At 66.6% G+C, this 25,888-nt stretch carries 30 protein-coding genes and 1 pseudogene; 14 read left to right on the top strand and 17 right to left on the bottom strand.

From position 1 onward, the window contains the following. Positions 1 to 42: 42 nt before the first annotated feature. The 6 genes from AB0E56_RS01250 to AB0E56_RS01225 form a co-directional block, all read right to left on the bottom strand. The gene (locus AB0E56_RS01250; RefSeq protein WP_244632319.1) at positions 43 to 819 is read right to left on the bottom strand and encodes a F510_1955 family glycosylhydrolase; all 777 of its coding nucleotides are present in this window, start codon (positions 817 to 819) and stop codon (positions 43 to 45) included. Positions 820 to 1,031: 212 nt separating this feature from the next. After that, a complete protein-coding gene (locus AB0E56_RS01245) occupies positions 1,032 to 1,628 on the bottom strand; it encodes a DUF305 domain-containing protein (protein WP_026049681.1) in 597 nt (198 codons plus the stop codon). A gap of 86 nt (positions 1,629 to 1,714) precedes the next feature. Further along, entirely contained in the window at positions 1,715 to 2,155 is a 441-nt protein-coding gene (locus tag AB0E56_RS01240) for a DUF6153 family protein (protein ID WP_042538298.1), read from the bottom strand. Between the two features lie 47 nt (positions 2,156 to 2,202). Further along, positions 2,203 to 4,257, bottom strand: a complete 2,055-nt coding sequence (locus tag AB0E56_RS01235; protein WP_231919681.1) for a heavy metal translocating P-type ATPase — start codon at positions 4,255 to 4,257, stop codon at positions 2,203 to 2,205. Between the two features lie 139 nt (positions 4,258 to 4,396). Continuing rightward, positions 4,397 to 4,720, bottom strand: a complete 324-nt coding sequence (locus tag AB0E56_RS01230; RefSeq protein ID WP_060921756.1) for a heavy metal-associated domain-containing protein — start codon at positions 4,718 to 4,720, stop codon at positions 4,397 to 4,399. A gap of 30 nt (positions 4,721 to 4,750) precedes the next feature. Further along, on the bottom strand, positions 4,751 to 5,032 hold the full coding sequence (locus AB0E56_RS01225) for a metal-sensitive transcriptional regulator (protein ID WP_053095982.1): 282 nt from the start codon (positions 5,030 to 5,032) through the stop codon (positions 4,751 to 4,753). A 215-nt stretch (positions 5,033 to 5,247) separates the two neighbouring features. Between AB0E56_RS01225 and AB0E56_RS01220 the strand changes: the two genes are divergently transcribed. From AB0E56_RS01220 to AB0E56_RS01195, 6 genes are all read left to right on the top strand, one after another. Then, positions 5,248 to 5,649: a four-helix bundle copper-binding protein gene (locus AB0E56_RS01220; RefSeq protein WP_082750002.1), complete on the top strand. Its 402-nt coding sequence runs from the start codon at positions 5,248 to 5,250 to the stop codon at positions 5,647 to 5,649. After that, on the top strand, positions 5,646 to 6,164 hold the full coding sequence (locus AB0E56_RS01215) for a DUF305 domain-containing protein (RefSeq protein WP_359796283.1): 519 nt from the start codon (positions 5,646 to 5,648) through the stop codon (positions 6,162 to 6,164). The genes AB0E56_RS01220 and AB0E56_RS01215 overlap by 4 nt, the downstream gene beginning before the upstream one ends. A 321-nt stretch (positions 6,165 to 6,485) precedes the next feature. Beyond that, on the top strand, positions 6,486 to 6,845 hold the full coding sequence (locus tag AB0E56_RS01210) for a metalloregulator ArsR/SmtB family transcription factor (protein WP_036275916.1): 360 nt from the start codon (positions 6,486 to 6,488) through the stop codon (positions 6,843 to 6,845). After that, positions 6,842 to 8,767 (top strand): cation-translocating P-type ATPase, encoded by a 1,926-nt coding sequence (locus AB0E56_RS01205; protein WP_359796282.1) that lies wholly within the window; start codon positions 6,842 to 6,844, stop codon positions 8,765 to 8,767. Before AB0E56_RS01210 ends, AB0E56_RS01205 begins: the two co-directional genes overlap by 4 nt. Then, positions 8,767 to 9,375, top strand: coding sequence for a cadmium resistance transporter (locus tag AB0E56_RS01200; protein ID WP_036275918.1), 609 nt, complete (start codon positions 8,767 to 8,769; stop codon positions 9,373 to 9,375). Before AB0E56_RS01205 ends, AB0E56_RS01200 begins: the two co-directional genes overlap by 1 nt. After that, positions 9,372 to 9,905: a signal peptidase II gene (locus tag AB0E56_RS01195; RefSeq protein WP_029264099.1), complete on the top strand. Its 534-nt coding sequence runs from the start codon at positions 9,372 to 9,374 to the stop codon at positions 9,903 to 9,905. Before AB0E56_RS01200 ends, AB0E56_RS01195 begins: the two co-directional genes overlap by 4 nt. A gap of 228 nt (positions 9,906 to 10,133) precedes the next feature. On the opposite strand, the gene AB0E56_RS01190 is transcribed toward AB0E56_RS01195, so the two are convergent. The 6 genes and pseudogenes from AB0E56_RS01190 to AB0E56_RS01165 all read right to left on the bottom strand — a co-directional run bounded on the left by AB0E56_RS01190 (position 10,134) and on the right by AB0E56_RS01165 (position 14,004). Then, on the bottom strand, positions 10,134 to 10,445 hold the full coding sequence (locus tag AB0E56_RS01190; RefSeq protein ID WP_029153956.1) for a hypothetical protein: 312 nt from the start codon (positions 10,443 to 10,445) through the stop codon (positions 10,134 to 10,136). Between the two features lie 167 nt (positions 10,446 to 10,612). Beyond that, on the bottom strand, positions 10,613 to 11,422 hold the full coding sequence (locus tag AB0E56_RS01185) for an AAA family ATPase (RefSeq protein WP_060921758.1): 810 nt from the start codon (positions 11,420 to 11,422) through the stop codon (positions 10,613 to 10,615). After that, entirely contained in the window at positions 11,422 to 12,447 is a 1,026-nt protein-coding gene (locus AB0E56_RS01180) for a Mu transposase C-terminal domain-containing protein (protein WP_309491667.1), read from the bottom strand. Before AB0E56_RS01180 ends, AB0E56_RS01185 begins: the two co-directional genes overlap by 1 nt. A gap of 228 nt (positions 12,448 to 12,675) precedes the next feature. After that, a pseudogene (locus AB0E56_RS01175) lies at positions 12,676 to 12,810 on the bottom strand (helix-turn-helix domain-containing protein); the annotation flags it as partial. 7 nt (positions 12,811 to 12,817) lie between these two features. Further along, the gene (locus tag AB0E56_RS01170) at positions 12,818 to 13,414 is read right to left on the bottom strand and encodes a recombinase family protein (RefSeq protein WP_060921759.1); all 597 of its coding nucleotides are present in this window, start codon (positions 13,412 to 13,414) and stop codon (positions 12,818 to 12,820) included. A gap of 185 nt (positions 13,415 to 13,599) precedes the next feature. Then, positions 13,600 to 14,004, bottom strand: coding sequence for a heavy metal-responsive transcriptional regulator (locus tag AB0E56_RS01165; protein ID WP_183151636.1), 405 nt, complete (start codon positions 14,002 to 14,004; stop codon positions 13,600 to 13,602). Between the two features lie 54 nt (positions 14,005 to 14,058). On the opposite strand from AB0E56_RS01165, the gene AB0E56_RS01160 reads away from it, so the two are divergent. From AB0E56_RS01160 to AB0E56_RS01140, 5 genes are all read left to right on the top strand, one after another. After that, positions 14,059 to 14,373 carry a thioredoxin family protein gene (locus tag AB0E56_RS01160; RefSeq protein WP_167163704.1) on the top strand — a complete coding sequence of 105 codons (315 nt, stop codon included), beginning with the start codon at positions 14,059 to 14,061 and terminating at the stop codon, positions 14,371 to 14,373. Then, the gene (locus AB0E56_RS01155) at positions 14,370 to 15,719 is read left to right on the top strand and encodes an NAD(P)/FAD-dependent oxidoreductase (protein ID WP_183151637.1); all 1,350 of its coding nucleotides are present in this window, start codon (positions 14,370 to 14,372) and stop codon (positions 15,717 to 15,719) included. Before AB0E56_RS01160 ends, AB0E56_RS01155 begins: the two co-directional genes overlap by 4 nt. Positions 15,720 to 16,175: 456 nt before the next feature. After that, positions 16,176 to 16,571, top strand: a complete 396-nt coding sequence (locus AB0E56_RS01150; RefSeq protein WP_359796281.1) for a metalloregulator ArsR/SmtB family transcription factor — start codon at positions 16,176 to 16,178, stop codon at positions 16,569 to 16,571. A gap of 1 nt (position 16,572) precedes the next feature. Further along, positions 16,573 to 17,550 carry an SRPBCC family protein gene (locus tag AB0E56_RS01145; RefSeq protein ID WP_359796280.1) on the top strand — a complete coding sequence of 326 codons (978 nt, stop codon included), beginning with the start codon at positions 16,573 to 16,575 and terminating at the stop codon, positions 17,548 to 17,550. 194 nt (positions 17,551 to 17,744) lie between these two features. Continuing rightward, positions 17,745 to 19,097, top strand: a complete 1,353-nt coding sequence (locus AB0E56_RS01140) for an FAD-dependent oxidoreductase (RefSeq protein ID WP_359796279.1) — start codon at positions 17,745 to 17,747, stop codon at positions 19,095 to 19,097. Here the strand turns inward: AB0E56_RS01140 and AB0E56_RS01135 are convergent. From AB0E56_RS01135 to AB0E56_RS01115, 5 genes are all read right to left on the bottom strand, one after another. Further along, the gene (locus tag AB0E56_RS01135) at positions 19,088 to 19,795 is read right to left on the bottom strand and encodes a Pr6Pr family membrane protein (RefSeq protein ID WP_359796278.1); all 708 of its coding nucleotides are present in this window, start codon (positions 19,793 to 19,795) and stop codon (positions 19,088 to 19,090) included. The two genes, AB0E56_RS01140 and AB0E56_RS01135, sit on opposite strands and share 10 nt — an antisense overlap. 108 nt (positions 19,796 to 19,903) lie before the next feature. Continuing rightward, positions 19,904 to 20,293 (bottom strand): DoxX family membrane protein, encoded by a 390-nt coding sequence (locus tag AB0E56_RS01130; RefSeq protein WP_359796277.1) that lies wholly within the window; start codon positions 20,291 to 20,293, stop codon positions 19,904 to 19,906. A gap of 29 nt (positions 20,294 to 20,322) precedes the next feature. Next, the gene (locus AB0E56_RS01125; protein WP_359796276.1) at positions 20,323 to 21,093 is read right to left on the bottom strand and encodes a ribonuclease H; all 771 of its coding nucleotides are present in this window, start codon (positions 21,091 to 21,093) and stop codon (positions 20,323 to 20,325) included. Between the two features lie 34 nt (positions 21,094 to 21,127). Beyond that, the gene (locus AB0E56_RS01120) at positions 21,128 to 21,910 is read right to left on the bottom strand and encodes an ABC transporter ATP-binding protein (RefSeq protein ID WP_359796275.1); all 783 of its coding nucleotides are present in this window, start codon (positions 21,908 to 21,910) and stop codon (positions 21,128 to 21,130) included. An 84-nt stretch (positions 21,911 to 21,994) separates the two neighbouring features. Next, on the bottom strand, positions 21,995 to 22,948 hold the full coding sequence (locus AB0E56_RS01115; protein WP_359796274.1) for an iron-siderophore ABC transporter substrate-binding protein: 954 nt from the start codon (positions 22,946 to 22,948) through the stop codon (positions 21,995 to 21,997). Between the two features lie 40 nt (positions 22,949 to 22,988). Between AB0E56_RS01115 and AB0E56_RS01110 the strand changes: the two genes are divergently transcribed. Genes AB0E56_RS01110 through AB0E56_RS01100 form a run of 3 tightly spaced genes read left to right on the top strand, consistent with a single transcriptional unit; the run spans position 22,989 to position 25,883 of the window. Then, the gene (locus tag AB0E56_RS01110; protein WP_359796273.1) at positions 22,989 to 24,038 is read left to right on the top strand and encodes an iron ABC transporter permease; all 1,050 of its coding nucleotides are present in this window, start codon (positions 22,989 to 22,991) and stop codon (positions 24,036 to 24,038) included. After that, positions 24,035 to 25,084, top strand: a complete 1,050-nt coding sequence (locus AB0E56_RS01105; RefSeq protein ID WP_359796272.1) for an iron chelate uptake ABC transporter family permease subunit — start codon at positions 24,035 to 24,037, stop codon at positions 25,082 to 25,084. Before AB0E56_RS01110 ends, AB0E56_RS01105 begins: the two co-directional genes overlap by 4 nt. Continuing rightward, positions 25,077 to 25,883 (top strand): siderophore-interacting protein, encoded by an 807-nt coding sequence (locus tag AB0E56_RS01100; protein ID WP_359796271.1) that lies wholly within the window; start codon positions 25,077 to 25,079, stop codon positions 25,881 to 25,883. The genes AB0E56_RS01105 and AB0E56_RS01100 overlap by 8 nt, the downstream gene beginning before the upstream one ends. Positions 25,884 to 25,888: the final 5 nt, after the last annotated feature.

Below are 25,888 nucleotides of genomic sequence, written 5' to 3'. Positions count from 1 at the left end.
GCGGCGGGGGACCATGGGTGGCCGTTCTGGTGGTGGCGTTCTCTACCGGGCGGGGGCGAGGATGGTTGTGTCGTCGGCTGTGATCTGGACGATGCCGCGGTCGTCGACAACGATGAAGCGTTCGTCATCGATCGCGGTGAAGGCCTGAGCGGCCCCTTGAAGCGCGTCGAGGCGTTGCCATGTTCCTTCGGTGTTCTGTGACCAGAGGGCACCGTCGGTTCCGACTCCTGCGAGCGAGCCATTGGGTTTGGCGTCGAGTGTGTAGAGCAGCGGGGCGTCGGCGACGGGGGTGAAGGTGGCGCCGTTGTCAGTGCTGAGGAGCAGTCCTTCTTCCGCGGCGGCGTAGAGACCGTCGCCGGTGGCGGCGAGGTCTGCCGCGGCAAGTGTTGCGCCGCGGGTCCATTCGAGACCGTCGTCAGTGCTGATGAGCAGATCGACGCCATCGGAGGCGATCCCGTAGAGAGTGCCGTCTGGTCCGGCGGTGAGGACATGGAAGTCCGTACTGCCAGTGAGGGCGATCGGTGACCACGATTCGCCGAAGTCGTCACTACGAATGACACCTAGGTTCGGGGAGCCGAGCTCTGCGGGTGTCTGTGTGCCCGGGTGACCGGATGCGAAGAGGGCGTCGTCGAGGACGGTAAAGCCCATCGCATCGAAATCGTGGCCTCCGATGGGACCGGCGATCGCACCTTCAGGATTGAGGGTGAAGAGTCCTCCGTGGGTGGCTATGAAGAGGTCCTCACCGCGGGGGTCAGCGGCAACACCGTGAATGTGTTGGATAACGGGGGGGACCGCGTTGGTGCCGGAGGCCTGCGGCACGGCGCAGCCGGTGAGGGCGACGGCTGCGAGAGCGATCGCGAAAGCGGGTAGGGGCGAGTGGCGGTTCATGAGACTCCGACGTGAAGAAATGCATGCAGGTGCGCGAGCGGTACGCGAATGAGAGTCGCGACATGGCACCAGCGCGGTGGCGTGGGTTACTGCGAGAAGGCCAGTTCGGGGGTGCGGGCGAGCGCCGCACCCCCGAAGGTAGATCAGAGTGTGTCGAGGAGGTCTTTCATCGTGGCGATCTCCGTGGTCTGTGCCTCGATGATCGTCTCGGCCAGGGCGACCGCGTCACTGTTCTGGCCGTTGTCGACTTCGTCTTGGGCCATTTCGACGGCACCCTGGTGGTGCTCGATCATCTGCTCGAGGAACAGACGGCTGGCGTCCGCCCCGGTGGCATCTTCGAGGGCCTGCATGTCGTCGTCGGACATCATGCCGCCGCCGTGGTCCATGCCTTCCATGTTGGAGGTATCAGCGCCCCACTCTTCGAGCCACTGCTCCATCTTCTGGATTTCGGGGCCCTGCGCTGCCTTGATCTCTTCCGCGAGGGCGGCGACGCGCTCGTTGACGCCGTCCTTGCTGAGGAGCATGTCAGACATCTCGATGGCCTGAGCGTGGTGCTCCTTCATCATGCTGGCGAACATGATGTCGGCGTCATTGGCGTCCGCCGACGCCGGGGCGGAGCTGCTGCTCTCGTGATTCATGCCGGGCATATCGCCTCCGCCGGAGGTGTTTCCAGCGCAGCCGGCAAGGGCGAGCACAGCAGTGAGAGTGAGTGCGGCGGTCGCCGCAAAACGGGTCTTCATGATGGTTCTCTCCAAGAGTCGATGATGGTGCCCAGCGAGACAGGCTGGGCGAGGGGGCGTTGCCCATAGAACGGGCATGCCAGCCATCAGGTGCGACTGATGCAGAGAACGGTGAGAGACGGCGGCCGCAGCGGGTACAGCGCGCCGCGAAGCGCAAAACGTGAAAGGAGCGGACCAGGGGTTTCGGTGAGTGAGCGCCACCAGGCGGGCGGCCGGGTGACCAGCACTACGGCGATGAGGAGCGCGAGAACGCAGGCCATCCACGACATGCCGTGATCGTCAGAGCACGTCGCACAGCCCGTCTCATCCATCGCTGCAGCTTCGCCTGAGGCGTGTGCGGGGTGAGCGTCGGCATGCGCGGGTGCGACCGCGATGGTTTCGCTGTGCCCGGAGGGCATGGTGTGCGTGTTCATCGAGTGCATCGCCAGAAGCCCGAAGATCACGGAAAAGGCGACGGCGACGACGGTCAGGAGGGTGCGGGTGAGGGTGCGCTGGTCATGCACGCGCCGTGCGATCGTCGTCAACACTGTCCCACCTCCCTTTCTTCCAGGGTACGTCGCCGCCGCCCGTGCGCCTACTTGTCGACGACGGCGTCCGGGCTGAGGTTCAGCCGTCGCAGCAACTGCGCATTCAGCGCGACAACGATCGTGGATAGTGACATCAACACTGCACCGACCGACATCGGCAACACGAACCCGACGGGGGCGAGCGCACCGGCAGCCAACGGCACCGAGAGAAGGTTGTACCCGGCGGCCCACCAGAGGTTCTGTTTCATCTTCCGGTAACTGGCCCGCGACAGCTCAATCACGGAGATCACCGATCGGGGGTCGTCGCTGGCGAGGATGACACCTGCGGAGGCGATCGCAACGTCCGTTCCTGCACCGATCGCAATCCCTACGTCTGCCTGGGCGAGGGCGGGGGCGTCGTTCACGCCGTCACCGACCATCCCGACCTTGCGGCCTTCGTTTTGCAGTTCTTTCACCTTGGAGGCTTTGTCCTCCGGACGGACCCCTGCGAAGTACCGGTCGATACCCAGCTCGCCGGCGACGGACGCGGCGACCGCGTCAGCGTCACCGGTGATCATGACCACCTGCACGCCGCGCTCGTGAAGCGCAACGACCGCGTGACGCGACTCGGAGCGGATTTCATCCGCGAGGCGCAGCGCGCCCGTCACCTGACCGTCGACGAGCACGTGGAGGATGATCGCACCCTCACCGCGCCACTCGTCGGCAACCGGCAGCTCGGCGGCGTGTTCTTGCTCGAGCATGTACGGGCCGCCGACCTGCACGACGTGTCCGTCGACACGGGCACGCACCCCCACGGCGGGGGAGGATTCAAAATCGGTCGATCGCGGAACGGTGAGGTTCTTCTCTTTCGCTGCGTTGACGATCGCACGGGCGAGGGGGTGCTCGGAGTCCGCTTCCGCGGCCGCCGCCCACGCGAGCAGCTGATCGGCGTCGGCCCCTGTGACGGGATCGATCGCGGTCACGGCGGGGGTGCCCTTGGTGAGCGTGCCGGTCTTGTCGAACAGGATCGTGTCGACGGTGCGCATGCTCTCCAGGGCGAGACGATCCTTGATCAGCACACCTCCACGGGCGGCGCGTTCGGTCGCTATCGACACGACCAGTGGGATCGCGAGACCCAGCGCGTGCGGGCAGGCGATGACCAGCACGGTGATGGTGCGGATCACGGCTGCCTCGGGCTGGCCGACGAGAGTCCACACAATCGCGGTGATCGCGGCAGCGCCGAGCGCGAACCAGAACAGCCACCCCGCTGCCTTATCCGCGAGTCGTTGCGCCCGCGACGATGAACTCTGCGCCTCCGTGACCAGTTTCTGGATGCCCGCGAGTGCGGTGTCTTCACCAATGGCGGTGATCTCTACCCGCACCCCGGAATCGGTGGCTACGGTTCCAGCGATTACCGGGTCACCATCGCTGCGGCGCACCGGCCGAGACTCTCCGGTGATCATCGACTCGTCCATGCTGGCCGAACCCTGCACGATCCGCCCATCCGCGGGGACCCGCCCGCCCGGACGCACCACCACCACGTCTCCGACCTGCAGATCAGCCGGTGCGACGGTGACAGTGGTGTCTCCATCGACCTTCTCCGCCTCGTCGGGCAGCAATGCGGCGAGGGAATCCAACGCCGACGTCGTCTGGGCGAGGGAACGCATCTCGATCCAGTGGCCGAGCAGCATGATCACGATCAGCAGCGCCAGCTCCCACCAGAAATCCAGCTCGTGGTGCAGCAGCCCGATGCTCGCCCCCCAGGAGGCGAGGAACGCCACGGTGATCGCGAGGGCGATCAGCAGCATCATCCCCGGTTTGCGGGCACGAAGTTCACCGACCGCACCGGTCAGGAACGGGGCACCGCCCCACACGTACATCACCGTTCCGAGAGCCGGTGACACCCACGCGACCCACGCCGCGTCCGGCAGCGGGTACCCCAGGATCATCGAGAACATCGTCGAGAATCCGACCACCGGCACGGCGAGGAGCAGCATGATCCAGAACAGGCGCCGGAACTGCCCCACATGATCCCCGTGGCCGCCATGCCCGCCGTGACCGGCGTGATCTTCGTGGCCGCCGTGCCCGGTGTCTTCGTGCGGTGCAGCGTGATCGTGGCTCATCGCCCCATGGTCGTGCTCCGTCGTTGCCGCCGCCGTGTGGTTGCGGTGCGCGGTGTGATCGGTGTGTTCGTCGTGCTGGCTCATCGGAGACTCCTTGCTCAGGTGCGCCCGGGGTAAGCCGGACGCCGACAGATGCAACTCAGGGCTGGCTGGTCGCGAGAGCGTAGCCGGCCTCCTCCACCGCAGCCTTCACAGCGGCGGGGTCAACCGGGGCGGTGCTGCGGATGGTCACCCGGGAGGTGCCACCCGCGTTGAGATCCACGGTGACGGACTCGACACCGTCGACAGCGCCCAGCTCCTCACTGACGCTCGATGCGCAATGCGAGCATGTCATCCCGTCGACGAGCACCTCCGATGTGACCGCAGAATCGTCGTGGACGGCTGTCTCTGTGTTCGATGGGGCAGCGCAGCATGCGCAACCAGCGTTCGCATCCGTCAGTCCCAGCTCGATGCGATCAGTCATGGTGTTCTCCTTTACTAAACAGACGTGTGGTCATGAACGAACCAGGCGGGCGATGGCTTCGTTGGCCTCACGAACCTTCTCCGCTGCGAAGTCGCCACCCTCAGCACTTGCCTGAGCGACGCAGTGACTCAGATGATCGCTCAGCAACGACAACGCCACCGTCTCCAGGGCCTTCGTCGCCGCAGAGACCTGCGTAAGGATGTCGATGCAGTACTTGTCCTCATCAACCATCCGGGAGATCCCCCGCACCTGGCCTTCGACGCGATTCAACCGCTTGCGCAGGTCGTCCTTGCTTCCGTCGTACCCGTTCATGCCTCGAGCATACCCCCTGGGGGTATCTAACTCAATGTTTTCGCTTCTATTCCCGCTAGGCGAACGTGGTCGCCGACTCTGTTCAGCTCACAGGCTGATCTGCGCAGCGCGGCGGCTTATCAATACCGGGTTACCAGACCCCAGCGGGGTATTCAAGGGCCTCAGTGCGCGGGCGATGCGAGCGTACTTTCGTGGCTCACGAAAGGAGTTCTCTCATGACCGTCACCGAAGAAATGCTCAGCACGTATCCGAAAGATCTGGGCGGAATTGATCAGAAGAAGCTCGTCGACTGCATCGACGCGTGTCTCGCGTGCGCGCAAGCCTGCACCGCATGTGCCGACGCTTGCCTCAGCGAGGACATGGTTGCTGACCTAATCAAGTGCATTCGCGCGAACCAGGACTGTGCAGACCTTTGCGTAACCACCACCCGGATCCTCTCCCGTCGCACCGGGCACGACGCCAGCGTCACCCGTGCCGCGCTCGAAGCTTGCCGAGCGGCGTGCCTGAGCTGTGCTAACGAGTGTGAACAGCACACCATGCACGAACACTGCACGATCTGCGCTGAGGCATGCCGACGCTGCGAACAGGCGTGCGTTGCACTGCTGGAGTCGCTATGACAAGCCGGCACGCCGACAACGGTTCACGCCCGCCGGCCGGCCACTCCCAGGGGAAGAATCAGGGCGGGATGTCGAGCTACCTTAAGCTCGCCGTCTCGCTATCGCTCAGCTTCGTTGTGATGTACTTCCTCACGTTTGCGATGATCAACGTCCTGGACGATCTCTTCCTCAACATCAGCAACCTCTACATGGCACTGATGATGGTCTTCCCCATGGGCATCATCATGGTCATCGTCATGTGGAAGATGTTCCCGAACAAGGCCGCGAACATCAGCTTGCTCGTAGGTTTCGCCGCGCTTTTCCTTGTCGCCTTCTTCATGGGACGCTCGGAAGCGTTCGTCGGTAACGACCAGTTCCTCCGTTCCATGATCCCGCATCACTCTCGAGCGATTCTGGTGTGTGAGCAATCAGACATCAGCGACCCGGAGATCCAAGATCTCTGTGAGCAGATCATCTCGTCACAGCAGGAAGAGATCGACCAGATGAATGAGATTCTCGACCGTCTCGACGATTAGTGGGGCGTCGGCACCACCCTTGCGACGAGTAGACCGGCTACCGCGCTCATGACGAGCGGACCGGATCACCGCCGTCGACAGGGTCCGGGTCGACCAGGCAACCTTACGCCTCAGCCTTACGCGAGAGCTGCCGAAAACGATCGTTTGCGGCGCGGTGAGTGAAGGCACACCAGATCGAATGCCAGAAACGTGCGCCGTAAGCGGGTTTCGGTAGGCGTATTCGGTGGGGTGTGAGCCGGATGTACTTACACCCAGGCCCCAGAGATGTCGCCTGGGGTGAAGCCGTTCCAATAGGTCATCAATCACTGTATAGTTCAGTGTGTGCTGACTATTTCCTCACGCCTCGATGTCATGAACCGGCTCGGCCGGGCCATGGCCGATCCCACGCGTTCCCGAATCCTAATGTCTCTGCTCGGTGGACCGAGCTACCCGGCTGTGCTCTCTCGTGAGCTGGAGCTGACGCGTTCGAACGTGTCGAACCATCTCACCTGCCTGCGTGACTGCGGGATTGTCGTTGCCGAGCCGGAGGGTCGCCAGACTCGTTACGAGATCGCCGACCCGCATCTTACGGCTGCGCTCGTCGCGCTCGTGGACGTGACGCTGGCGGTCGATGAGCACGCGCCGTGCGTGGACTCTGCGTGCACGGTGGCTGGCTGCTGTGGGACGGGGGCGGACGCGTGAGCGCGGCGTGTGGCTGCGAGCACGAGCCTGCCCAGCCTGCCACTGCGGCGGAGGATGAGACCGAAGAGGTTGTGCGGCCCTGGTGGAGGGACCGTGGGATCATGGTGCCGGTCTTCTCCGGTGTCGCATTCCTGGCCGGTCTGATCCTTGAATGGTCCGGCCTCGAGATCCCGGCGCTGGTGTTGTTCTGGGCCGGTCTGCTCCTCGGTGCGTCGACGTTCACGCCCGGCGCGATCCGGAAACTGTTCAAGGGCAAGCTCGGTATCGGGCTGCTGATGACGATCAGCGCGATCGGCGCGGTCATCCTCGGCTACGTGGAGGAGGCTGCGGCTCTGGCGTTCTTGTACTCGATTGCTGAGGCGCTCGAGGACAAGGCGATGGACCGTGCCCGGGGCGGGCTGAGGGCGCTGCTGAAGCTCGTGCCGGAGACAGCGACCGTGCTGCAGAACGGCGTCTCTGCGCAGGTGCCCGCGAGAGAGCTGACGGTCGGCCAGGTCATGGTGGTCCGTCCCGGCGAGCGGATCGCAACCGACGGGATCGTCCGTTCTGGCCGCTCCAGCCTGGACACCTCGGCGATCACCGGGGAGTCGATCCCCGTCGAGGTCGAGCCCGGCGATGCGGTGTCGGCCGGTGCGATCAACAGCGCCGGCGCGCTGGAGGTCGAAACGACCGCTGCGGGCACCGACAACTCGCTCACCACGATCGTGGAGCTGGTCGAGAAGGCGCAGACCGAGAAAGGCGAGCGTGCACGTCTCGCGGACAGGATCGCCCGCCCGCTCGTACCCGGCGTTCTGATCCTCGCAGCGCTCGTCGCGATCATCGGGTCGCTGCTGGGCGATCCAGCGGTGTGGATCACCCGCGCGCTTGTCGTGCTGGTCGCCGCTTCTCCGTGTGCGCTGGCGATCTCGGTGCCGCTGACGGTCGTCGCCGCGATCGGCGCAGCAAGCAAGTTCGGCGTGATCATCAAGTCCGGCGCCGTCTTCGAGCGCTTCGGCACGGTCCGCCACGTCGCGGTCGACAAGACCGGCACCCTCACCCGCAACGAACCTGCGGTCACCGCGGTGCTCACTGCGAACGGCGTGACCGAGACACAGGCGCTGGCCTGGGCGGCCGCACTGGAGCAGCACAGCACGCATCCCCTTGCCTCTGCGATCACCGCCGCGGCCCCGGGCACACCGGCAGCTGCAGATGTGACCGAGCAGGCCGGGCACGGCATCGACGGCACTGTCGGCGGATCGAGAATCACCGTCGGCAGTCCTCGCTGGCTGGACGCGGGCGACCTCGGGAAGCAGGTCGCGGAGTTGGAGGAGCAGGGCATGACCGTCGTGATCGTCCACCGCGACGGAACCCCCGTCGCCGCGATCGGCGTCCGCGACGAACTGCGCCCTGAAGTCCCCGAGGTAGTCCGGACGCTCACCAACCAAGGCGTCGGCGTGACGATGCTCACCGGAGACAACGCCCGCACCGCTCGTGCACTGGCCGCGCAGGCCGGGATCAGCAACGTGCGCGCGGAACTGCGTCCCGAGGATAAGGCAACCGCGATCGGCGAGCTGTCAAAGGCGGGGCCGGTCGCGATGATCGGCGACGGAATCAACGACGCACCGGCCCTCGCTGGCGCAGACATCGGTATCGCGATGGGCGCCACCGGCTCCGACGCGGCAATCGAATCCGCCGACGTGGCCTTCACCGGCCATGATCTGCGCCTCATCCCGCGAGCGTTCGATCACGCCCGCCGCGGTCGACGGATCATCAACCAGAACATCATCCTGTCGCTGCTGATCATCACTGCACTGCTCCCGCTCGCGCTCTTCGGCGTCCTGGGGCTCGCGGCCGTCGTCCTGGTCCACGAGGTCGCGGAGGTCATCGTGATCCTCAACGGTCTGCGCGCCGCACGCACCCGCACGCCACGACTGGAAAGCTGATGCTCGCAACTATCGGTTCAGCGATCGGCCTGTTCGCGGCAACCAACATCGACGACATTGTCGTGCTCACCGTGCTGTTCCTGGCTTCCAGTCGAGGGAAGCCCCGGCCGTGGCAGATCGTCGCGGGCCAGTATCTCGGGTTCATCACCCTCGTCGTGATCAGCGTGATCGCCGCTCTCGGTCTCACCATCGTTCCGGACGAATGGGTCGGTTTCCTGGGTCTGATCCCGCTCGGCATCGGCATCTGGACGCTCATTCGCGGCCTGCGCCGTAACAGCGATGACGATGATGACGACTCCAAGATCACCGCGGTCGGACTATGGGGCGTCGCAGGGATCACGATCGCCAACGGGGCCGACAACATCTCCCTCTACACGCCGATCTTCCGCACCAGCGCCCCCAGCGACGTCGCGATCATGATCGTCGTATTCCTGATCCTCGTCGCGGTCTGGTGCGCGGCCGGCCGGCTGATCGGCACCAACAAGGCTGTTACCGAGGGGCTGGAGCGCGTCGAGCACTGGCTCGTACCGGCCGTGTTCATCGGCCTGGGCCTGTTCATCCTGATCGAATCTGGGGTCATCGTCCGTCTGATCGAGGTGCTCGCATGACCTCCTCCCAGTCAGAGGCTCATCCGCCCGCTGCGCGCAAGCTGTCGTCGACCCGGCGGCGGCAGCTCACTGGTGGAGCGCTCTTGATCGCCGTGGTCGTCGTGCTGATCGATCAGGGAACCAAGGTGTGGGCCGAAGCGACCCTCACCGACCGTGAGCGCATCCCGCTGATCGGTGACCTGCTGGGTTTGCAGCTCGCCTATAACCCCGGAGCGGCATTCTCCTTCGGGGAAGGCTTCACCTGGGTGTTCGCGCTGCTCGCTGTCGCCGCCACGGTCACAGCGATCGTGTTCGCGTTCCGAGTGCAACGCGTGAGATGGGCGATCGTCATCGGCGCGCTCGGCGGCGCTTCCGCCTCACACGCAGGCGACCGCCTTTTCCGGGACCCCGGATTCGCCCGTGGTCACGTCGTGGACTTCCTCGCCTACGGAAACTGGTTCATCGGCAACATCGCCGACATCGTAATCTTCGCCGCAGCGATCACCGGAGCAGTTTTCATGATCCGCGCCGGGGATGAGAGCACCGAGTGAGATCCGTTGTGCGGTGGTGGGACACCCATCAACTCGCCCTCTACATCGGCGCGATCGCCGTGGGCAGCCGTTGAGTGAGTTCACGCTTAGGCAGGCGGGCGGTCGCGATGTAGGCGCAGAGCCACCCACCAGCCGCATCGTCGACAGATGAAAGCGCGATCGTCTCCGAGTGCGTGCAGCTTCTTGCGTGGCAGATGTCGCCCGCAGCACGTGCACGCAACGTCCTCGTCAGTCGCCATGAGCGGAGAGCGCCTCTCGAATCTGTTCAACCGTTGGCATCCCGGCCAGCCCAGCAGGGGTGCTGTAAATACGGCAGGCGAGGTCATTGCTTCGCCCCGACCCCGGAAAGAGATCGTTGCCATCCAGGGTGATCGTGGGGGAGCCCGCGAACGAGACTGCGCCCGCGTCCTCCTCCGTCCGGATGAGTCGGTAGTGAACCTCCGATTCGTCGTGGCCTGTTTCTCGTAGCGCCTCAGAAACACGACGGCCAGCCTCAACCCAGCTGGGGCAACCGGCGATATAAAGCAGCTCAATCTCCACGACTCAATCATCCTCGACTTCGCTGTTGATGTCGTGCCCGGGCTACCACCGAAAACGATCGTTTGCGGCCGGGCACCCGTGGTGGTGCTGGGGAAGTGCGACACGCCGAGCGTCGCCCCTGTGGAGTTGATCGCTCGGTGGCGGTGTTCTGTGATCGCTTGGCGGCGTTAGTTGCCGATGACGAGGATGCTAGCTGCGGCTTCGATGACGTCGTCGGTGATGGTCTCAAGCCCGTTGATCTTCAGCACTCGGGCGATCTGAGGGAAGAGCCGTTCAAGGAGACGAAAGTTGCCACGGGTGATGCGTTCGATCGCAGCTATCGCCTGCGCGTCGGTGAAGTCCTCTGGGTCGAGTTGCTGTCCTAGGTGTTTCCAGTGGCGGTCGAGGACGAAGAGGAGTTCTTCTCGGCCGAGGGTTCGGTAGTGGTGGGAGAAGCCGAGTCGGCTGTAGAGCTGTGGGTAGTGGCGGAACCGTTGGTCGATGCCGGGCATGCCAATGAGGATCATAGAGAGGTGTTCACGGTCGTGGCGGTCGCGGAGCAGCTCGAGCGCAGTCGGTGTGAGCCTTTCGGCTTCGTCGATGATGAGCAGATCCACGAGGTGAGACATGCCGATCGGCGTGGTGGTCGGTTCGGTCTCACGCGAGCGGAGGTGTTCGTCGGCGCAGATCTCGACCTTTGCCTGCCAGCGGTCGATGTCGTGCATGAGATCTTTGGGTCTGCAGAGGACCTCGGGTGTGTAGAAGACAGTCCGGGATCGGTTGGCGAGGGCGTAGTGCTTGGCGTCGTGCTCGCCGCGAGGTCCCCACTTGTTGATGTAGGGCTCCAGAGCGTCCCAGTTTGCGTAGCGGCGGGCGGAGTTGGTCTTGCCGACGCCGGCGTCGCCGTGGCAGATGCCGATGGTTTTCTCTTTGCGGACGGCGTTCGCGAATTCGGTGAAGCGTCGGTGCTCTTTGGTGACGATGAATGGCTGGTTCATCACTCGTCCTCTTCGTAGGTGCGTAGCCGGCGGCGATGCGGAGGTGCCGCGACGTCGCGTGGCTCGTCGCGGGTGACGGCGGTGAGGATGCGGTCGTTGATGGTGTGTCGGAGTGCGCGGCGGCGGGCTCGGCGGGCGGTTTCGATGTCGCGGAGGCTGAGGCGGAGATTGGGGTGGGCTTCGTCGACGGCGATGCAGACGAATGTGTCGCGGTCGTACACGCGGATCTCGGAGATGTCGCGCGGGTCGTAGCGGATTGTGATCGTGTGCCCGACGAAGGGGGCGAGTGTCGGAGCGAGGTAGCGCTGGCCCTGGAAGTGAATGCCGTCGCGCTGCACGACCCGGTTCTTGGGGACCGTGAGCAGGAGGCCGTCGAGTTGTTCCAGACTGTCGGGCATTCGCGGAAGCCAGCCGTCCGCGACCCACGCGTCCCGAGGCGATACTCCGAGCTCCCGGTGCGGGCGTGCGTTGTACATCCCGATGAACCCGCCGATCGCCTGGTCGAGGGCGGCCAGATCTAGAGCGGGGTGAGGATTCCTGTCGCCTGGTCTGAGGTGCCCGGGGAGAGTGGAGAGAAGCTCTGTGTTGATGGTGCGGAAGAAGCGTTCGATCTTGCCGCGGCCTTGGGGCCGAGCCACGGTGGAGTGGATGATCCGGATGCGCAGCTCGATGGCGGTGCGTTCGAGGTGATGGCTGGTAAAGTCGGAGCCGTGGTCGACGTGGAGCACGTCGGGTATTCCACACATGGCCCACGCGGGGTCGGTCTTGCGCCAGATCGCCTGCCTGAGCGCGAGGGCCGTGTTCATCGCTGATGGTGCACCGGTGAAGACGGTGTATCCGCAGATCGCGCGTGAGTGGTCGTCGATCACGATCGTGAGCCAGGGTCGATCAGATTTGCCGCCTACGGCACTGGTGATGAGGATGTCGAGTTCGGTGTGATCGGCCTGCCAGATCTGGTTGGGCCCGTCGGCTCGGCGCCGGTATACGAGCTCGTATCGATCGCGATACGCAATGGGTCCATCCAACGCGAGCGTTACCAGTGCCGGGTCGAGGGACTGCACGATATCTCTGACAGTGGCGTAGCTGGGCACCGCCAGGCCTTGCCGCTCCGCTTCGGTACTCGCAAGGCGGTGCAGCGTCGCGATCGCTGGCCTCGGCCTGGTCAACGCGAGGTGCTCGATGAATCTGACCAATTCGCCCCCCGTGCGACGAATGCCGGCGTCGGCTCTCGGTTGAGGGTCGAGTGCAGTGATGCCGTGGTCTCGGTAGAGCTGGTGCCAGCGTTGGAGCGTGCGCAGGCCAATCCCGGTTTCTCGGGAGAGAGCGGTGAGAGGTATCTGGTCCTCGACGTGTAGTCGAAGAATTCGCCACCGCTCCCCGCCGCTCATCACATCGCTAGATGGTGATGCTCTCGCGGCTGGCGAGGGCTTGCTGGTGGCGGTAGAGCGTGGCGCGACTCCACCCGACGAGCCGTGCTGCATCTTCGGCGGTGCGACCTTTCGCTCGGGCGTCGGCGGCGATCGCGAGCTTGTCGGCGATTACCGCTGGGTCCGAGAGTGGACGACCGAAGCGAGTGCCGCTCTGCCTGGCGGCGGCGATCCCAGCATTTACCCGCTCGACAATCAGTTCACGCTCGTACTCCGCGAGCGTGGCGAGCATGTTCAGCATCAACCGGCCCGTCGATGTCGCTGGATCTATCCCATCCGAGACAGAACGCACATGGATGCCCCGCTCGCGCAGCAGGTTTACGGTGTTCAGCACGTCGATGAGGGAGCGGCCGAGGCGGTCCACGCGCCAGACGACGACGGTGTCACCGGCTTCTGCGTGCTCGAGGAGTTTTTTCATCCCACGACGCTCGATCGCGGTCTTGCTCCCGGAGGTGACATCGGCGAACACGTCGCGCTTCTGAACACCAGCGGCGACGAGTGCGTCGAGCTGCAGCTGCGCATCCTGGCTCGATGTGCTCACGCGGGTGTATCCAAGAAGTCTCACTCGGCCATTGTGCCTCACAAACCCCGCCGCGTCATCGCGCTGAGACACTTTCCGGTGAGACGCATTGTTGAGACAGACGCTGACCGAGGATCACACGGATCAGCGATCACACAGCCGGGATCCGGCCGATGTCTCGAAAAGCTGTAGCTTTTCGAGATGCCCTGCTGGTGCGTACAACGACGGGTTTACGGTAGCGGCCGCGGGATGACGTTGCAGATGCTGCGCTCCGAGCACGTCGCTGGGTCGACGGCCGAACTGGTGGTGAGCATGTCGACGAGTTCTGTTTCGAGACGGGCGAGTTCTTGTTGACGGACCCTGACTTCATTGAGTTTGCCATCGAGCAGCGAGTGCACGTGCGAGCAGGGCGCCTGCCCGTCTTCCCGGAGAGTGAGGACTCCGGCGATGTCGGCCAGCGTCAATCCGGCAGATTGAGCGGCGCGAATGAATCCGACGCGGGAAGCGACCTCATCGTCATAAACCCGGTATCCATTGCTTTGTCGACTCGGTGCAGAAAGTAGCCCTTCGCGTTCGTAGAAACGAAGGGTCTGGGTGCTGACTCCCGTGGTGGCGGCGAGGTCTCCAATGCGCATACCCCCATTTCACCACTTGACCTTGTACCGGGCTGCAACGTTTACGGTCGATGCATGCAGATCACGTTGCAGTACTTCGATGGGTGCCCGAACTGGGAGACGGCCGCGGATCGCCTCGCGGTGATCGCCGCGGAACGATCCGACGTCACGGTGAGCCGGCAGCTCATCGAGACGCAGGAGGAAGCGGAAGCTCTCGACTTCCGCGGGTCCCCGACTCTCCTGGCCGACGGTGTGCCGCTGTTTCCCGCGCCAGAAGCTCCGCCCGGCCTGTCGTGCCGGGTGTATTTGACACCGGCAGGTCTTGCCGGGTCGCCCACGACAGAGCAGATCCGGGACGCCATCAGGACCGTCGAAGCGGGTATCCGGTGAGTGACGCGTTCGATCTGCTGGTCATCGGTGCAGGCATGGCGGGCACGTCCGCTGCGAACAAGTGTGCGGCGCAGGGCTGGCGGGTCGGGATTGTCGACGCGTTGCCCTACGGCGGTACCTGCGCGCTCCGGGGATGCGACCCGAAAAAGATCCTCCGCCGCGGCGCCGAAATCGTCGATGCCGCCCGGCTGATGAACGACACCGGCATCACAGAAGGCGGCCTCCGTGTCGACTGGCCGGCCCTGATGCGGCGCAAGCGCGGCTTCACCGACGGTGTCCCGAAAGGCATGGAAGACGAACTCACCGGCAACGGTGCCACCACTTTTCACGGCCACGCCGAGTTCACTGGCCCGAACACCCTCACCATCGATGGCACTACCCACCACGCCGACCGCTTCCTCATCGCCACCGGGGCCACCCCGAGGCCGTTGACGTTCCCCGGTGCGGCACACCTCATCGACAGCACCCAATTCCTCGACCTCGATGCTCTACCGCAGCGGATCGTGTTCATCGGCGGCGGCTTCATCTCGTTCGAGTTCGCGCACATCGCCGCCCGCGCCGGCGCGCAGTGCACGATCATCGACCACGGCCCGCGACCCCTGCGCGAGTTCGACCCCGACCTGGTGGAGTTGCTGACCTCCCGCACCGAGCAAGCCGGCATCCACGTCTACCGAAACACCAACGTCACCGCCATCGAGGCCACCCCCGCCGGGTTCCAGATCAGCATCAACACCCACGGCACGACCACCCGTCTTGACGCGGACCTCGTCGTTCATGGAGCAGGTCGCGTCCCCGCCCTCGATGGCCTCCATTTGGACGCTGCCGGTATTGCCGGCAGCCTACGTGGAGTCACCGTCGCCGGGCACCTGCAAAGCACCACCAACCCCGCCGTCTATGCCGCAGGAGACGCCGCCGACACCGCGGGACGTCCCCTGACTCCGGTGGCCGTGTTTGAGGGGAAAGTCGCCGCGTCGAACATGCTCAAAGGAACCACCACAGCACCCGACTACACCGGGGTCCCCACGACCGTGTTCACCATCCCGGAGCTGAACCGGGTCGGCCTCCTCGAAGAAGAAGCCGCCACAAGCCACAACACCGCCGTTCGCTTCACTGACACCAGCAACTGGTACTCCACCTACCGGGTCGCCGAAACCACCGCCGCCGCGAAGATCATCATCGATACCGACACCGATCAGATCCTTGGCGCGCACCTGCTCGGCCCCGGCTACTCCGAACTGATCAACACCTTCGGCATCGCCATCAAACTGGGTCTCACCACCCGGCAACTCAAATCCACCACCGCCACCTACCCCTCCCTCGGCTCCGACCTCGGCTCCCTACTCTGACCAACTAACACACAGAGCCGACTACCTCTGCTTTCCGTCAGTTGCCGGCCAGCCACACCCGTCACTAAGCGATCACAAAACACCGCCAAAAAGCGACAATGTCCACACGTCGCCCCGCCGTAACCCCCTGCCGAAACGTTAGGGCGCCGAAACGGGTGGTGTATGGGTTTCGGCGCAGGTTCTGCCGACCGCCAACCATCCGTATTCGGGGTCTGGATGTGCGCGCGTTTTGACCGTCGTCCTGCATGAGTCGGCCTGACGATCTGACTTTCCTCGCGACCGCAGCTGGCTTCATTGCCACTCCGAAGGGAGGCGGCCCCCAGCACTCTGCTTTAGATCGGACTCAGTCCGGCTCAGCCTCGGGTAGTCCGATGTAAAGCATCTAGTCCGATCTAAAGCCGCAAGTCACAAGTCGGCCCTTGACATCCGCCGCGCTCAGGCATAACGTACAACCAAATGGTTGCACAAATAGAACTGAGCGAAGCGGAGGTCGACCGTGTCTTCCACGCACTGGCGACGTCGACCCGGCGCGACATCCTGCGCCGGACAATCGAGCGGGAGCAGTCCGTCTCGACCCTCGCCGCCGACTACGAGATGTCGTTCGCCGCGGTGCAGAAGCACGTCGCCGTGCTCGAGGCCGCGAACCTCATCGTCAAGCGCGCCGAGGGACGCGAGCGGCTCGTCCGCGCGAACCCCGAGATGATCGCCCGCGCCAGGGCGCTCCTCGCCCGGTACGAAGAGCTGTGGCGGTCGCGCATCGCCCGACTCGACGACCTGCTGGCCGAGACGCCTCGGTCCGCCGTATCCGACAGCACCGACAACGCGAACAAGAACAACGAACAAGGAGACTGAAATGCCTGTCACCGACGTCACCACCGATGCCGACAACCTCACCATGACCGTGGTCGCGGACTTCGCCGCCCCGGTCGAGCGGGTCTGGAGCGCCTACAGCGATCCGCGCCAGCTCGAGCGCTTCTGGGGTCCTCCCGGATGGCCGGCGACCTTCACCTCGTGGGACCACACGGTCGGCGGCCGCGCGGTCTACTCCATGAACGGTCCGCGGGGCGAGAAGTCGTCCGGGGCATGGGAGTTCGTGTCGATCGATGCGCCCCGCAGCTTCGAGGTCATCGACTCCTTCGTCGACGAGGACGGCAACCCGCTCGACGGCTTTCCCGCCCAGCGGATGTCGTTCGCGTTCGAGCCGACCACCGACGGCACCCGCATGGTCACGACGAGCCACTTCGACTCGGTCGACGCTCTCGAACAGGTCGTCGAGATGGGCCAGGTCGAGGGCATCAAGATGGCCATGAGTCAGCTCGACGCCGTGCTGCAGGACCTCCGGGAGTACGCGCAGGGCAAGGGCACGAGGGTCGAGCTGCTCGACGACACGCACGTGCGCATCACGCGTCTGGTCGAGGGTCCGCGCGAGCTGGTCTGGCGCGCGCACTTCGAGCCCGAGCTGATCCGCAAGTGGATGCTCGGCCCCGACGGCTGGGAGATGACGGAGTGCGTGGCCGCCACCGAGGTCGGCCAGTCGTACCGCAACTCCTGGGCGCCGGTGGGCGACACCGAGGGCGAGCCGTTCGGGTTCGAGGGCGAGGCTCTCCTGATCGACGCCCCGCGCCGCGCGGTCACCACCGAGCGGATGCAGGGCATGCCGACCGAGACTCTCAACGACCTCAACCTCTATGAAGAGGACGGCGCGACCCTCGTCACGGTGCTCATCGAATACCCCGACAAGGAGACGCGCGACATGATCCTCGCCACCGGCATGGCCGACGGCATGGAGGCCTCGTTCGCCCGCCTGGAGCGGGAGCTGCTCACCGTCTGAGCGCGCACATCCCGCCCCGCGCGTTGCCGCGTCAGGCATTCACGCCGGGTCAGGCCGATCTCCACGGAGACAGCCTGACCCGGCGTTTTCGCCTGACCCCGCGCGCGACGAAGATGCGGAACGAGCGGGATACCGGGTGCGGGACCGAGTGCCCCGCACCGGCACGCAGGTGTTCGGGATAAGGTGGCGGCACGATGAGGATCACGCGCCGCACACTGCTCCTCGGCGCCGGAGCCGGTGTCGCCTCGGTGCTTCTCGCCTCCTGCACCCCGGAGCCCGCGCCTACTCCGACGCCCACTCGTACGCGCGAGCCGGAGCCTCCGCCCGGAGTACCTGCGCCCGCCGGAAGCATCCGCAGCACCTGGACCACCGACCCGTTCGCCCTCGGTGCGGCCAGCTTCACACCCGTCGGCGTGCTGTCGGACACCCGCTCCGCGCTGGCGACGCCGGTCGACAAGCGCCTCTTCTTCGCGGGCGAGGCGACAGACACCGAAGCGCCAGGCACCGTGCGCGGTGCGATCGCGTCGGGGATGCGCGCCGCCGAAGAGGTCTTGGTCCCGGCGACGTCGGGCGAACGCATCGCGGTGGTCGGCGCAGGACTCGCCGGCGCCACGGCGGCGGCGCTGCTCGCCGAGAACGGGATGCAAGTGACCGTCTTCGAGGCGAGGGACCGCGTCGGCGGCCGGATCTTCTCCCGCACCGACGACTCCTGGCCCGTCCCGGTGCAATTGGGTGCGTGGCTCTTCGGCGAAGACGACAGCGATGTGCTCGACCGCCTGAGCAGCGGCGACATCGGCATCGTCGACCTCGCCGGCGCGCGATGGCGGACCCCGGACGGCGACACGGAGCCGGTCGACCCGCAGCCGTTCGACGCCGCCGTGACCACGGCTCAAGCTGCTCCCGAGGACACATCCGTCGCCGATGCGCTGACCGCCGCGGGCATCGACCCCGCAGACCCCGCGACCGCCGCACTTCTCGCGATCCTCGCGGCCCGCACCGGGGCCGGCGCCGACGAGCTCTCGAGCTGGTTCGCCCCGCCCCTGCCCAGTGGTGATCCGACGGCGGCGCGTGACAGCCTCACGCCGTTCGTCGAGCACGCACTCGACGGTGTGCAGGTCGGGCTCAACTCACCGGTCGCGCGGCTCGCGTACGACGACTCCGGCGTCAGCGTGCGTCTCGGCACGGGGGAGGCCCTGTCGTTCGACCGTGTGATCGTGACCGTGCCACTCGGTGTGCTCCAGGACCGCAGCATCGAGTTCGACCCGCCGCTGCCGTTCTCGAACCGCGGGGCGATCGCGGCGCTCGGCATGGGGGCGATCGAGACCGTATGGCTGCGGTGGGACGAGCCGTTCTGGGAGAACGAGGAGGCGATCTGGCACGCCGTCGGAGGCGACGGACTCATCCCCACGTGGATCAACCTCCGCCCCGCGACCGGGGAGAACGTGCTCGTCGGAATCGTGGGAGGGGCGGCTGCGGCGGAGCTCGCGCAGCTCGATGAGGACGAGGCCATCGAAGCCGCCCTCGCATCGCTCTCCCTCTACGTCTGACCGACGCGCTCGTCGACCGGCACCTGCTCCTTCGCCGGTGTCCGCGCGGTGTGCTCCGCCTCGATGCGCAGCCGTCGCGGCAGCGGCATCCTGCTGATGAGTACGAGCACCGTCGCGACGGCGGCGAAGGTGCCGAGGGCGATCGCGGCGGAGACCAGGAACTCCACGGGCCCGCTCACCTGACGAGGGTCGAGGAAGTAGTACGGGTACCACCCGATCAACGGTCCGCGGATCATCGTCGCGATCCCCCACAGCACCGGATACGCGAGAGCCACCGGGACCACCCGCCACGGAACGGAGCGATGGCCCGGAGCGAGCGCCCACGCGGCGACCGTCACCGCGGGGAGCCAGAAGTGCAGCACCTGATCCGACCACGGCACGTCGATGCGGATGCCGCGGAGACCGGCCTGCCACACCAGGATCGCGAACACGAGGCCCGCGGTGATGGTCCAGGTCAGCACGAGCGCGAGCGCGACGGTGAGCCATCGCGGATCCCTCGCGCGACGGAGGGCGATGACGCCGGCGATGCTCAGCAGCACGACGAAGGCGATGTTCGACTGGTTGGTCAGGTAGGCGAAGAAGTTCTGGCTCGCGATCGTGTTCGACGCCAGGCCCCACGCGAGCCGATGGATGAGCGCCACCAGACAGACGGCGGCGGCGCCGAGGCGGAGCAGGCCGAAGACGGTGCGGGCCTTCACCGCTGCGTCACCCGCCGTCTTCTCATCCGCCGAGTCTACGGAGGGGGTGCTGCACGAAGCCTCACCGCGGCCGGTCGATGCGCCCGGTCTCTCCCGGGCACGACAGGGTCAGCGGCGGGGTGTGCGGGTCGACCACAGTGCGAGCGCGACGAGCACCGGCTGGAAGAACAGGCGGACGAAGCGTTTCATGTCGGTGTCGAGGCCGAAGCCGTCGCGATGGTGCATCCACTGCGCCACGTTGCCGGGGAACACCGCGACGAAGAACAGCGCGGCGATCGTGCCGACCGTGCGCCGACGCTTGCGCGCCAGGAGGAGGGCGGAGCCGAGCGCGACCTCGGCCACGCCGGAGGCGAGCACCGTCGTATCCGGATCGAGGGGCAGCGACTCGGGCACCTGCGCCTGGAACTCCTCACGGGCGAGCGTGAGGTGGGAGATGCCGGCGAAGACGAGGGAGGCGCCGAGGAACACGCGGCCGATGGTGCGGGCAGGAGTCGACATGGTGCGAGTGTACGCCTCGGCTTCTGCGCTCAGATCAGGCGTCGGAGCGCCTCCTCGAGTGAGACGCCCTGGGCCTCGGCACGGTCACGCAGCCGAGCATGCTCGTCGGGGGAGAGCGGGATGCGCAGCTCGATCGGGTCGTCCTCGGGGGCGTCGAGGCCGTCGAGCAGGTCCGAGGTCTCGGCCCACAACGGCTCCGCGACCGAGGTCGACGTGGCGGGGGACGACGTGCGTGCCGGTGCAGCGGATGTGTTCCCGGACCCCGACACCGGTGCGGAGGACGGAGCGTTCGCGGCGACCGGAGCCGAGGCGGCGACCGCGGCCCCGGCATCCGTTCCACGGGTGAAGCCCGGTCCACGACGCGGTTCCTGCTTCTGCTGGTACGCCTTCGCCGCGGCGTTCGCACGTTCGTCGGCGGCTTCGTTCAGGGGATGTCCGGCGTGCCCCTTGACCCACGAGAACTCGACGTCACGGCCGCGGATCGCCTCGTCGATGCCCTCCAGCAGGTCGCGGTTGAGCACGGCTCCGCCGTCGGACTTGCGCCAGCCCCTGCGCTTCCATCCCGGCATCCACTTGGTCACGGAGTCGATCACGTAGCGGCTGTCGCACTCGATCAGCAGCTTCTCGTCGGTGCCGGCCGTGGCCCGGAGCAGTTCGAGCACGGCGCGCAGTTCGCCCTGGTTGTTGGTGCCGTGGGGGGAGCCGCCTGCCGCCCAGTTCGCGTCGTCGATATACCAGGCCCACCCGTTGGGGCCGGGGTTGCCCAGGGCGGAGCCGTCTGCGGCGGCGGTGATCGTCATCCCTCAACCGTAGCGGTGGGGGACGACGGCGGAATCACCGCCGGACCACCATGGGGGTGCCGGTGACCGGGTCGGGTGTCACCACCGCGTCGATGCCGAAGACGTCGCCCACGCGCTCTGCCGTGATGAGCTCGGACGGGGTCCCGGTGGCGACAACGCCGCCCTCCTTCATGAGCACGAGGTTGTCCGCGTACCGTGCCGCCTGGTTGAGGTCATGCAGCACCGCGATCACGGTCTTGCCCTGCGCGTTGAGGTCGCGCAGCAGGTCGAGCAACTCGTACTGGTGAGCGATGTCGAGGAAAGTCGTCGGCTCGTCGAGCAGCATCACCGGGGTCTGCTGGGCGAGCAGCAGCGCGACCCAGACGCGCTGCCGCTGGCCGCCGGAGAGCTGGTCCACGTAGCGCTCGGCGAGGTCGGCGGTGTTGGTCGCGGCCAGAGCCTCGCGCGTGGCGGTGTCGTCCGCGGATGTCCATCGCTGCAGCGCGGAGTGGTGAGGATACCTGCCGCGCGAGACCAGGTCGGCGACGCGCATCCCCTCTGGGGCGATGGCATCCTGCGGCAGGAGCCCCATCCGCCGGGCGAGTTCCTTGGAGCCGTACTCCCCGAGCGCGCGGCCGTCGAACAGCACATCGCCGGATTCGGGCCTGAGCACGCGGGCGAGGGCGCGCAGCACGGTGGACTTGCCCGAGGCGTTCGGCCCGAGGATCACGGTGAACGACCCTTCGGGCAGCGCGAGGTCGATGCCGTCCACGACGACCTTGCCGTCGTAGGCGACGACGAGCCCACGGGCCTCGATTGCCGGGTGCGGCGTGGTCATTGTTCCTCCGGGTGTTCGAATCGCCCGAACGGCTCTGCTTCCGTGTGAGAAGGAGCCATTCGAGCGATTCGGATGGGATCAGCGTCAGCCGAGCAGGTCCTCGACCTGATCGATCACCAGGTTCGCACCGATCACGCCGATGCCCACCATCCAGGTGTCGTCCTCGACCTCGAACGCCGTGTCATCCGCGGGGCCGGGCTGTGCGCCCCACAGTCCCGTGATCCGCTCCTGCGTGGTCGCTGTCGGGTCGCCGCCGGGGCTCATGTAGAAGACGACGTCGCCGTCGATCTGCTCGTAGAGCTCGGGGCTGAGCTCCATCATCGAGTACTCGTTCCAGTCACGGTCGGCGCCGAGGTCGAAGCCCATGTCGGTGAGCAGCGAGCCCGAGAACGTGCCGGGCCCGTACAGGCGGAAGTTGTCGGCGCGGAAGCGCACGATCGACGCGGTGGTGCCGTCGGCCTCGACCGCCGTGCCCACCTCGGCCGCTCGATCCTGGACGCCCTCGATGAGCTCGTCCATCTTGTCGCTCTGGTTGACGGCGGCGGCGGTCAGCTCGGCCTGCTCGGTCCAGTTGGTGCCGGTGTCCTCCGAGAAGACGGTGGGGGCGATGGCCGACAGCTCCTCGTAGAGCGCCTCGTGGCGCACCTTCGAGCCGATGATCAGGTCGGGGGCGAGGTTCGCGATCGCGTCGACGTCGGGCTCGGCGATGAAGCCGATCGACTCGGTGCCCTCGAGGTCGTCGGCGAGATAGGCCGGGAAGCCGCGTCCGGCGCCGATCTCCGGGGCGCCGACGGGGGTGACGCCCAGGGCGACCAGGGCATCCATCTGCGGGGAGTCGAGCACGACGATCCGCTCGGGCACGGTCTCGAACTCGGTCTCGCCCATCGCGTGCTCCACGGTGTAACCCGTGTCCACGGTGGGTGCGGATTCCTCCGCGGCGGGGGTGCTCGAGCATCCTGTGGCGATCAGGGCGATCGCGGCCAGGGAGGCGGCAGCGGTGGCGAGCGGACGGAAGCGGGTGCGGAGAGGTCTGGTCACGTGTCACAACCCTAGCCACGTTTGGTTAGGCTATCCAAATATGAGCTCCGCACCCGTCATCGTCGAGCGTCGTCGCGCTCCGGTCGCGGCGTCCCGATTGCCGGCATGGTTCGGCACGGTCCTGGTCGTCGTCGTGCTGGTCGTCTCGCTGGCGCTGAGCCTCGCCGTCGGCGCGCGCTTCGTACCCCTCGACGAGGTCGTGCTCTCGCTTTTCGGCTCGGGGGACCAGAACGTCCTGAACATCGTCGGCGAGCTGCGCGTGACCCGCACCGTCAACGCCGTGATCTGCGGCGTCGCCCTCGGAGCGGCAGGTGTCCTGATGCAGGCACTCACCCGCAACCCGATCGCCGACCCGGGAATGCTGGGTGTCAGCGCCGGCGCCTCGTTCGGCGTCGTCGCCGGCATGAGCGTGCTGGGCGCCCTCGGCGTCGGGGGCATGATCTGGCTCGCGCTCGCCGGAGCGGCTCTCGCCTCCGCGGTCATCTTCTGGTTCTCGGGCACCCGGTTCGCCTCCGGTTCGCCCGTGCGACTGATCCTCGCGGGGGTCGCGTTCTCGGCCATCCTGGCCGGTGCCTCGCAGGCGATCGTGCTGACCGATGAGGCGGTGCTCGACGCGTTCCGGTTCTGGCGAGTCGGCTCCCTCACCGCCCGACCGGTGGAGGAGGCCCTGCCGCTCGTGGCTCTCATCGTGGTCGGCGTGATCCTCGCCCTGCTGCTCGGGCCCGCACTCAACCTGATGGCGCTCGGCGACGACAATGCGATCGCTCTCGGGGTCAGGCCCGGTGCCGTGCGCGCGCTCGTGCTCGTCGCCGTCACGCTGCTGTGCGGCACAGCGACCGCGATCGCCGGTCCCATCGCGTTCGTCGGCCTCGTCATCCCGCATCTGCTGCGCCGTCTCGTCGGACCGGACCTCCGCGTGGTGCTGCCGCTGTCCTTGCTCGCGGCTCCGGCGATGCTGCTGCTGGCCGACACGCTCGGCCGCGTGATCGGCGGAGGCGGCGAGGTGCAGGTCGGCATCGTCACGGCTCTGATCGGTGGTCCGCTGCTCATCGCCTTCGTGGTCGGCAAGCGGACGGCGGGGATATCGTGAGCCTGCGCACCAATGCCCTGACCACCGACGACCGTGTTCTCCGCGGCGCCCGCTGGTCGTTCCGATTCAGCCATCGCACGGCCCTGGTGTGCGGGATCCTCGTCGGCGCCCTGCTGGTGCTGCTGGTCGCCGCGCTCATGATCGGGGAGTACATCGTCACTCCGGCGGCGCTGATCGAGACGCTGCTCGGGCGCCCTCCGGAGCGGCTTGACGGATTCTTCGTGCTTGGACGCCGCCTGCCGCGAAGCCTCGTCGCGATCGTCGTCGGCGCGAGCCTGGCTGTCGCCGGGGCCGTGTTCCAGAGCCTGACCCGCAACCCGCTCGCCAGCCCCGACGTGATCGGTATCAGCAGCGGAGCCTCGGTCGGTGCGGTCGTCGTGATGCTCGTGCTCGGCGGATCCCTGGCGCAGGCGGCGCTCGGAGCGGTGATCGGCGCCCTCCTGATCGCCGGCGTGATCGTGCTGTTCACCGCACGATCGGGGCTCCACGGCGTGCAGTTGATCCTCACCGGTGTCGCGCTGTCGGCCACCGCGATGGCCGTGGTCGACTACGTGCTCACCCAGGTGTTCGTCGCAAGCGCGACCACGGCGCAGACGTGGCTGACCGGCTCCCTGCAGGGCCGGGGATGGGGCGACCTCCTCCCGGCGCTGAGCGCGTTGCTCCTGATCATCCCGCTCCTCGTCTGGGCGGCACCGGCCGCGCGGATGATGGCACTCGGCGACAGTGTCTCGACCGCGCTGGGGGTGCGGACCGTGCGTGCACGATGGATCCTGCTCGCCGCTGCAACTCTGCTCGTGGCTGTGGCCGTCGCCACGGCGGGGCCGATCTCGTTCGTCGCGCTGATCGCTCCGCACATCGCCCGACGGCTGAGCGGTGCGACGAGCTTCCTCGCCTCTGGGCTCGTGGGGTCGCTGCTGCTGCTCACCAGCGACCTGCTCGCGCAGAACATCTTCCCGGCGCCCATCCCGGTCGGCGTCGTCACCATCACCATCGGCGGCGCATTCTTCCTGTGGCTGCTCTGGAGAGAGGGGGCTCGGCGTGGCTGAGCACACCGTCCCGCGCGTCCGTCCGCCCCAGCGCCCTCGCCGCACCGGCGCCCGCGTCTTCGCGGCCGGGGTCACCGCGGTGCGCGATCTGACCCCTCATATGCGGCGGCTCACGATCTCGGCGGCGGAGTTCGCCGACTACGCGCCAGCGGGTCCCGACGAGTACCTCGGGCTGCTGCTGCCTCGCGACGAGAAGGCTCCGCTCGTCCTGCCCGCGAACGATGGGACGGAGAACATCCGCGCGGCCGTCGCGGCCATCCCCGACGATGAGCGGCCGGACCTGCGTTGGTACACGCTGCGCGACCACCGTCCCGACGCTCGTGAGATCGACATCGACTTCGTCGTGCACGGTGACGAGGGGCCGGGCACACGATTCGCCGGCCGAGCGCTTGCGGGCACACCCCTCGGGATTCGCGAGTGCACGGCACTCTACGCGCCGCTGCCAGAGACGAGAGCGCGGGTGATCATCGGCGACGAGTCGTCGCTGCCCGCGATCGCACGCATCCTCGAGTCGACGGAGGCTCCGGAGTCGCACGTCTTCATCGAGATCTCGGATGCCGCCGAGAAGCAGGATCTCGCGGGTGCCGTGACCTGGATCGAGCGCCGGGGGGAGCTGCCGGGTGTCCGACTGCAGCAAGCTGTGCGCGCCGCCGAGCTTCCTGAGGTGATCGACTACGCATGGGTGTGTGGCGAGCGACTCGCGGTGCAGGAGCTGCGCCGTCATCTCGTCGAGCGCGGTGTCTCGAAGGAACGCATCACGTTCTCGGGCTATTGGCGTCTGGGCGAAGCGCGAGGCTGAGGTCG

It is taken from the genome of Microbacterium sp. NPDC028030, assembly GCF_040637855.1.
Lineage (GTDB): Bacteria > Actinomycetota > Actinomycetes > Actinomycetales > Microbacteriaceae > Microbacterium.
This window is presented reverse-complemented; position numbering and strand designations above follow the sequence as displayed.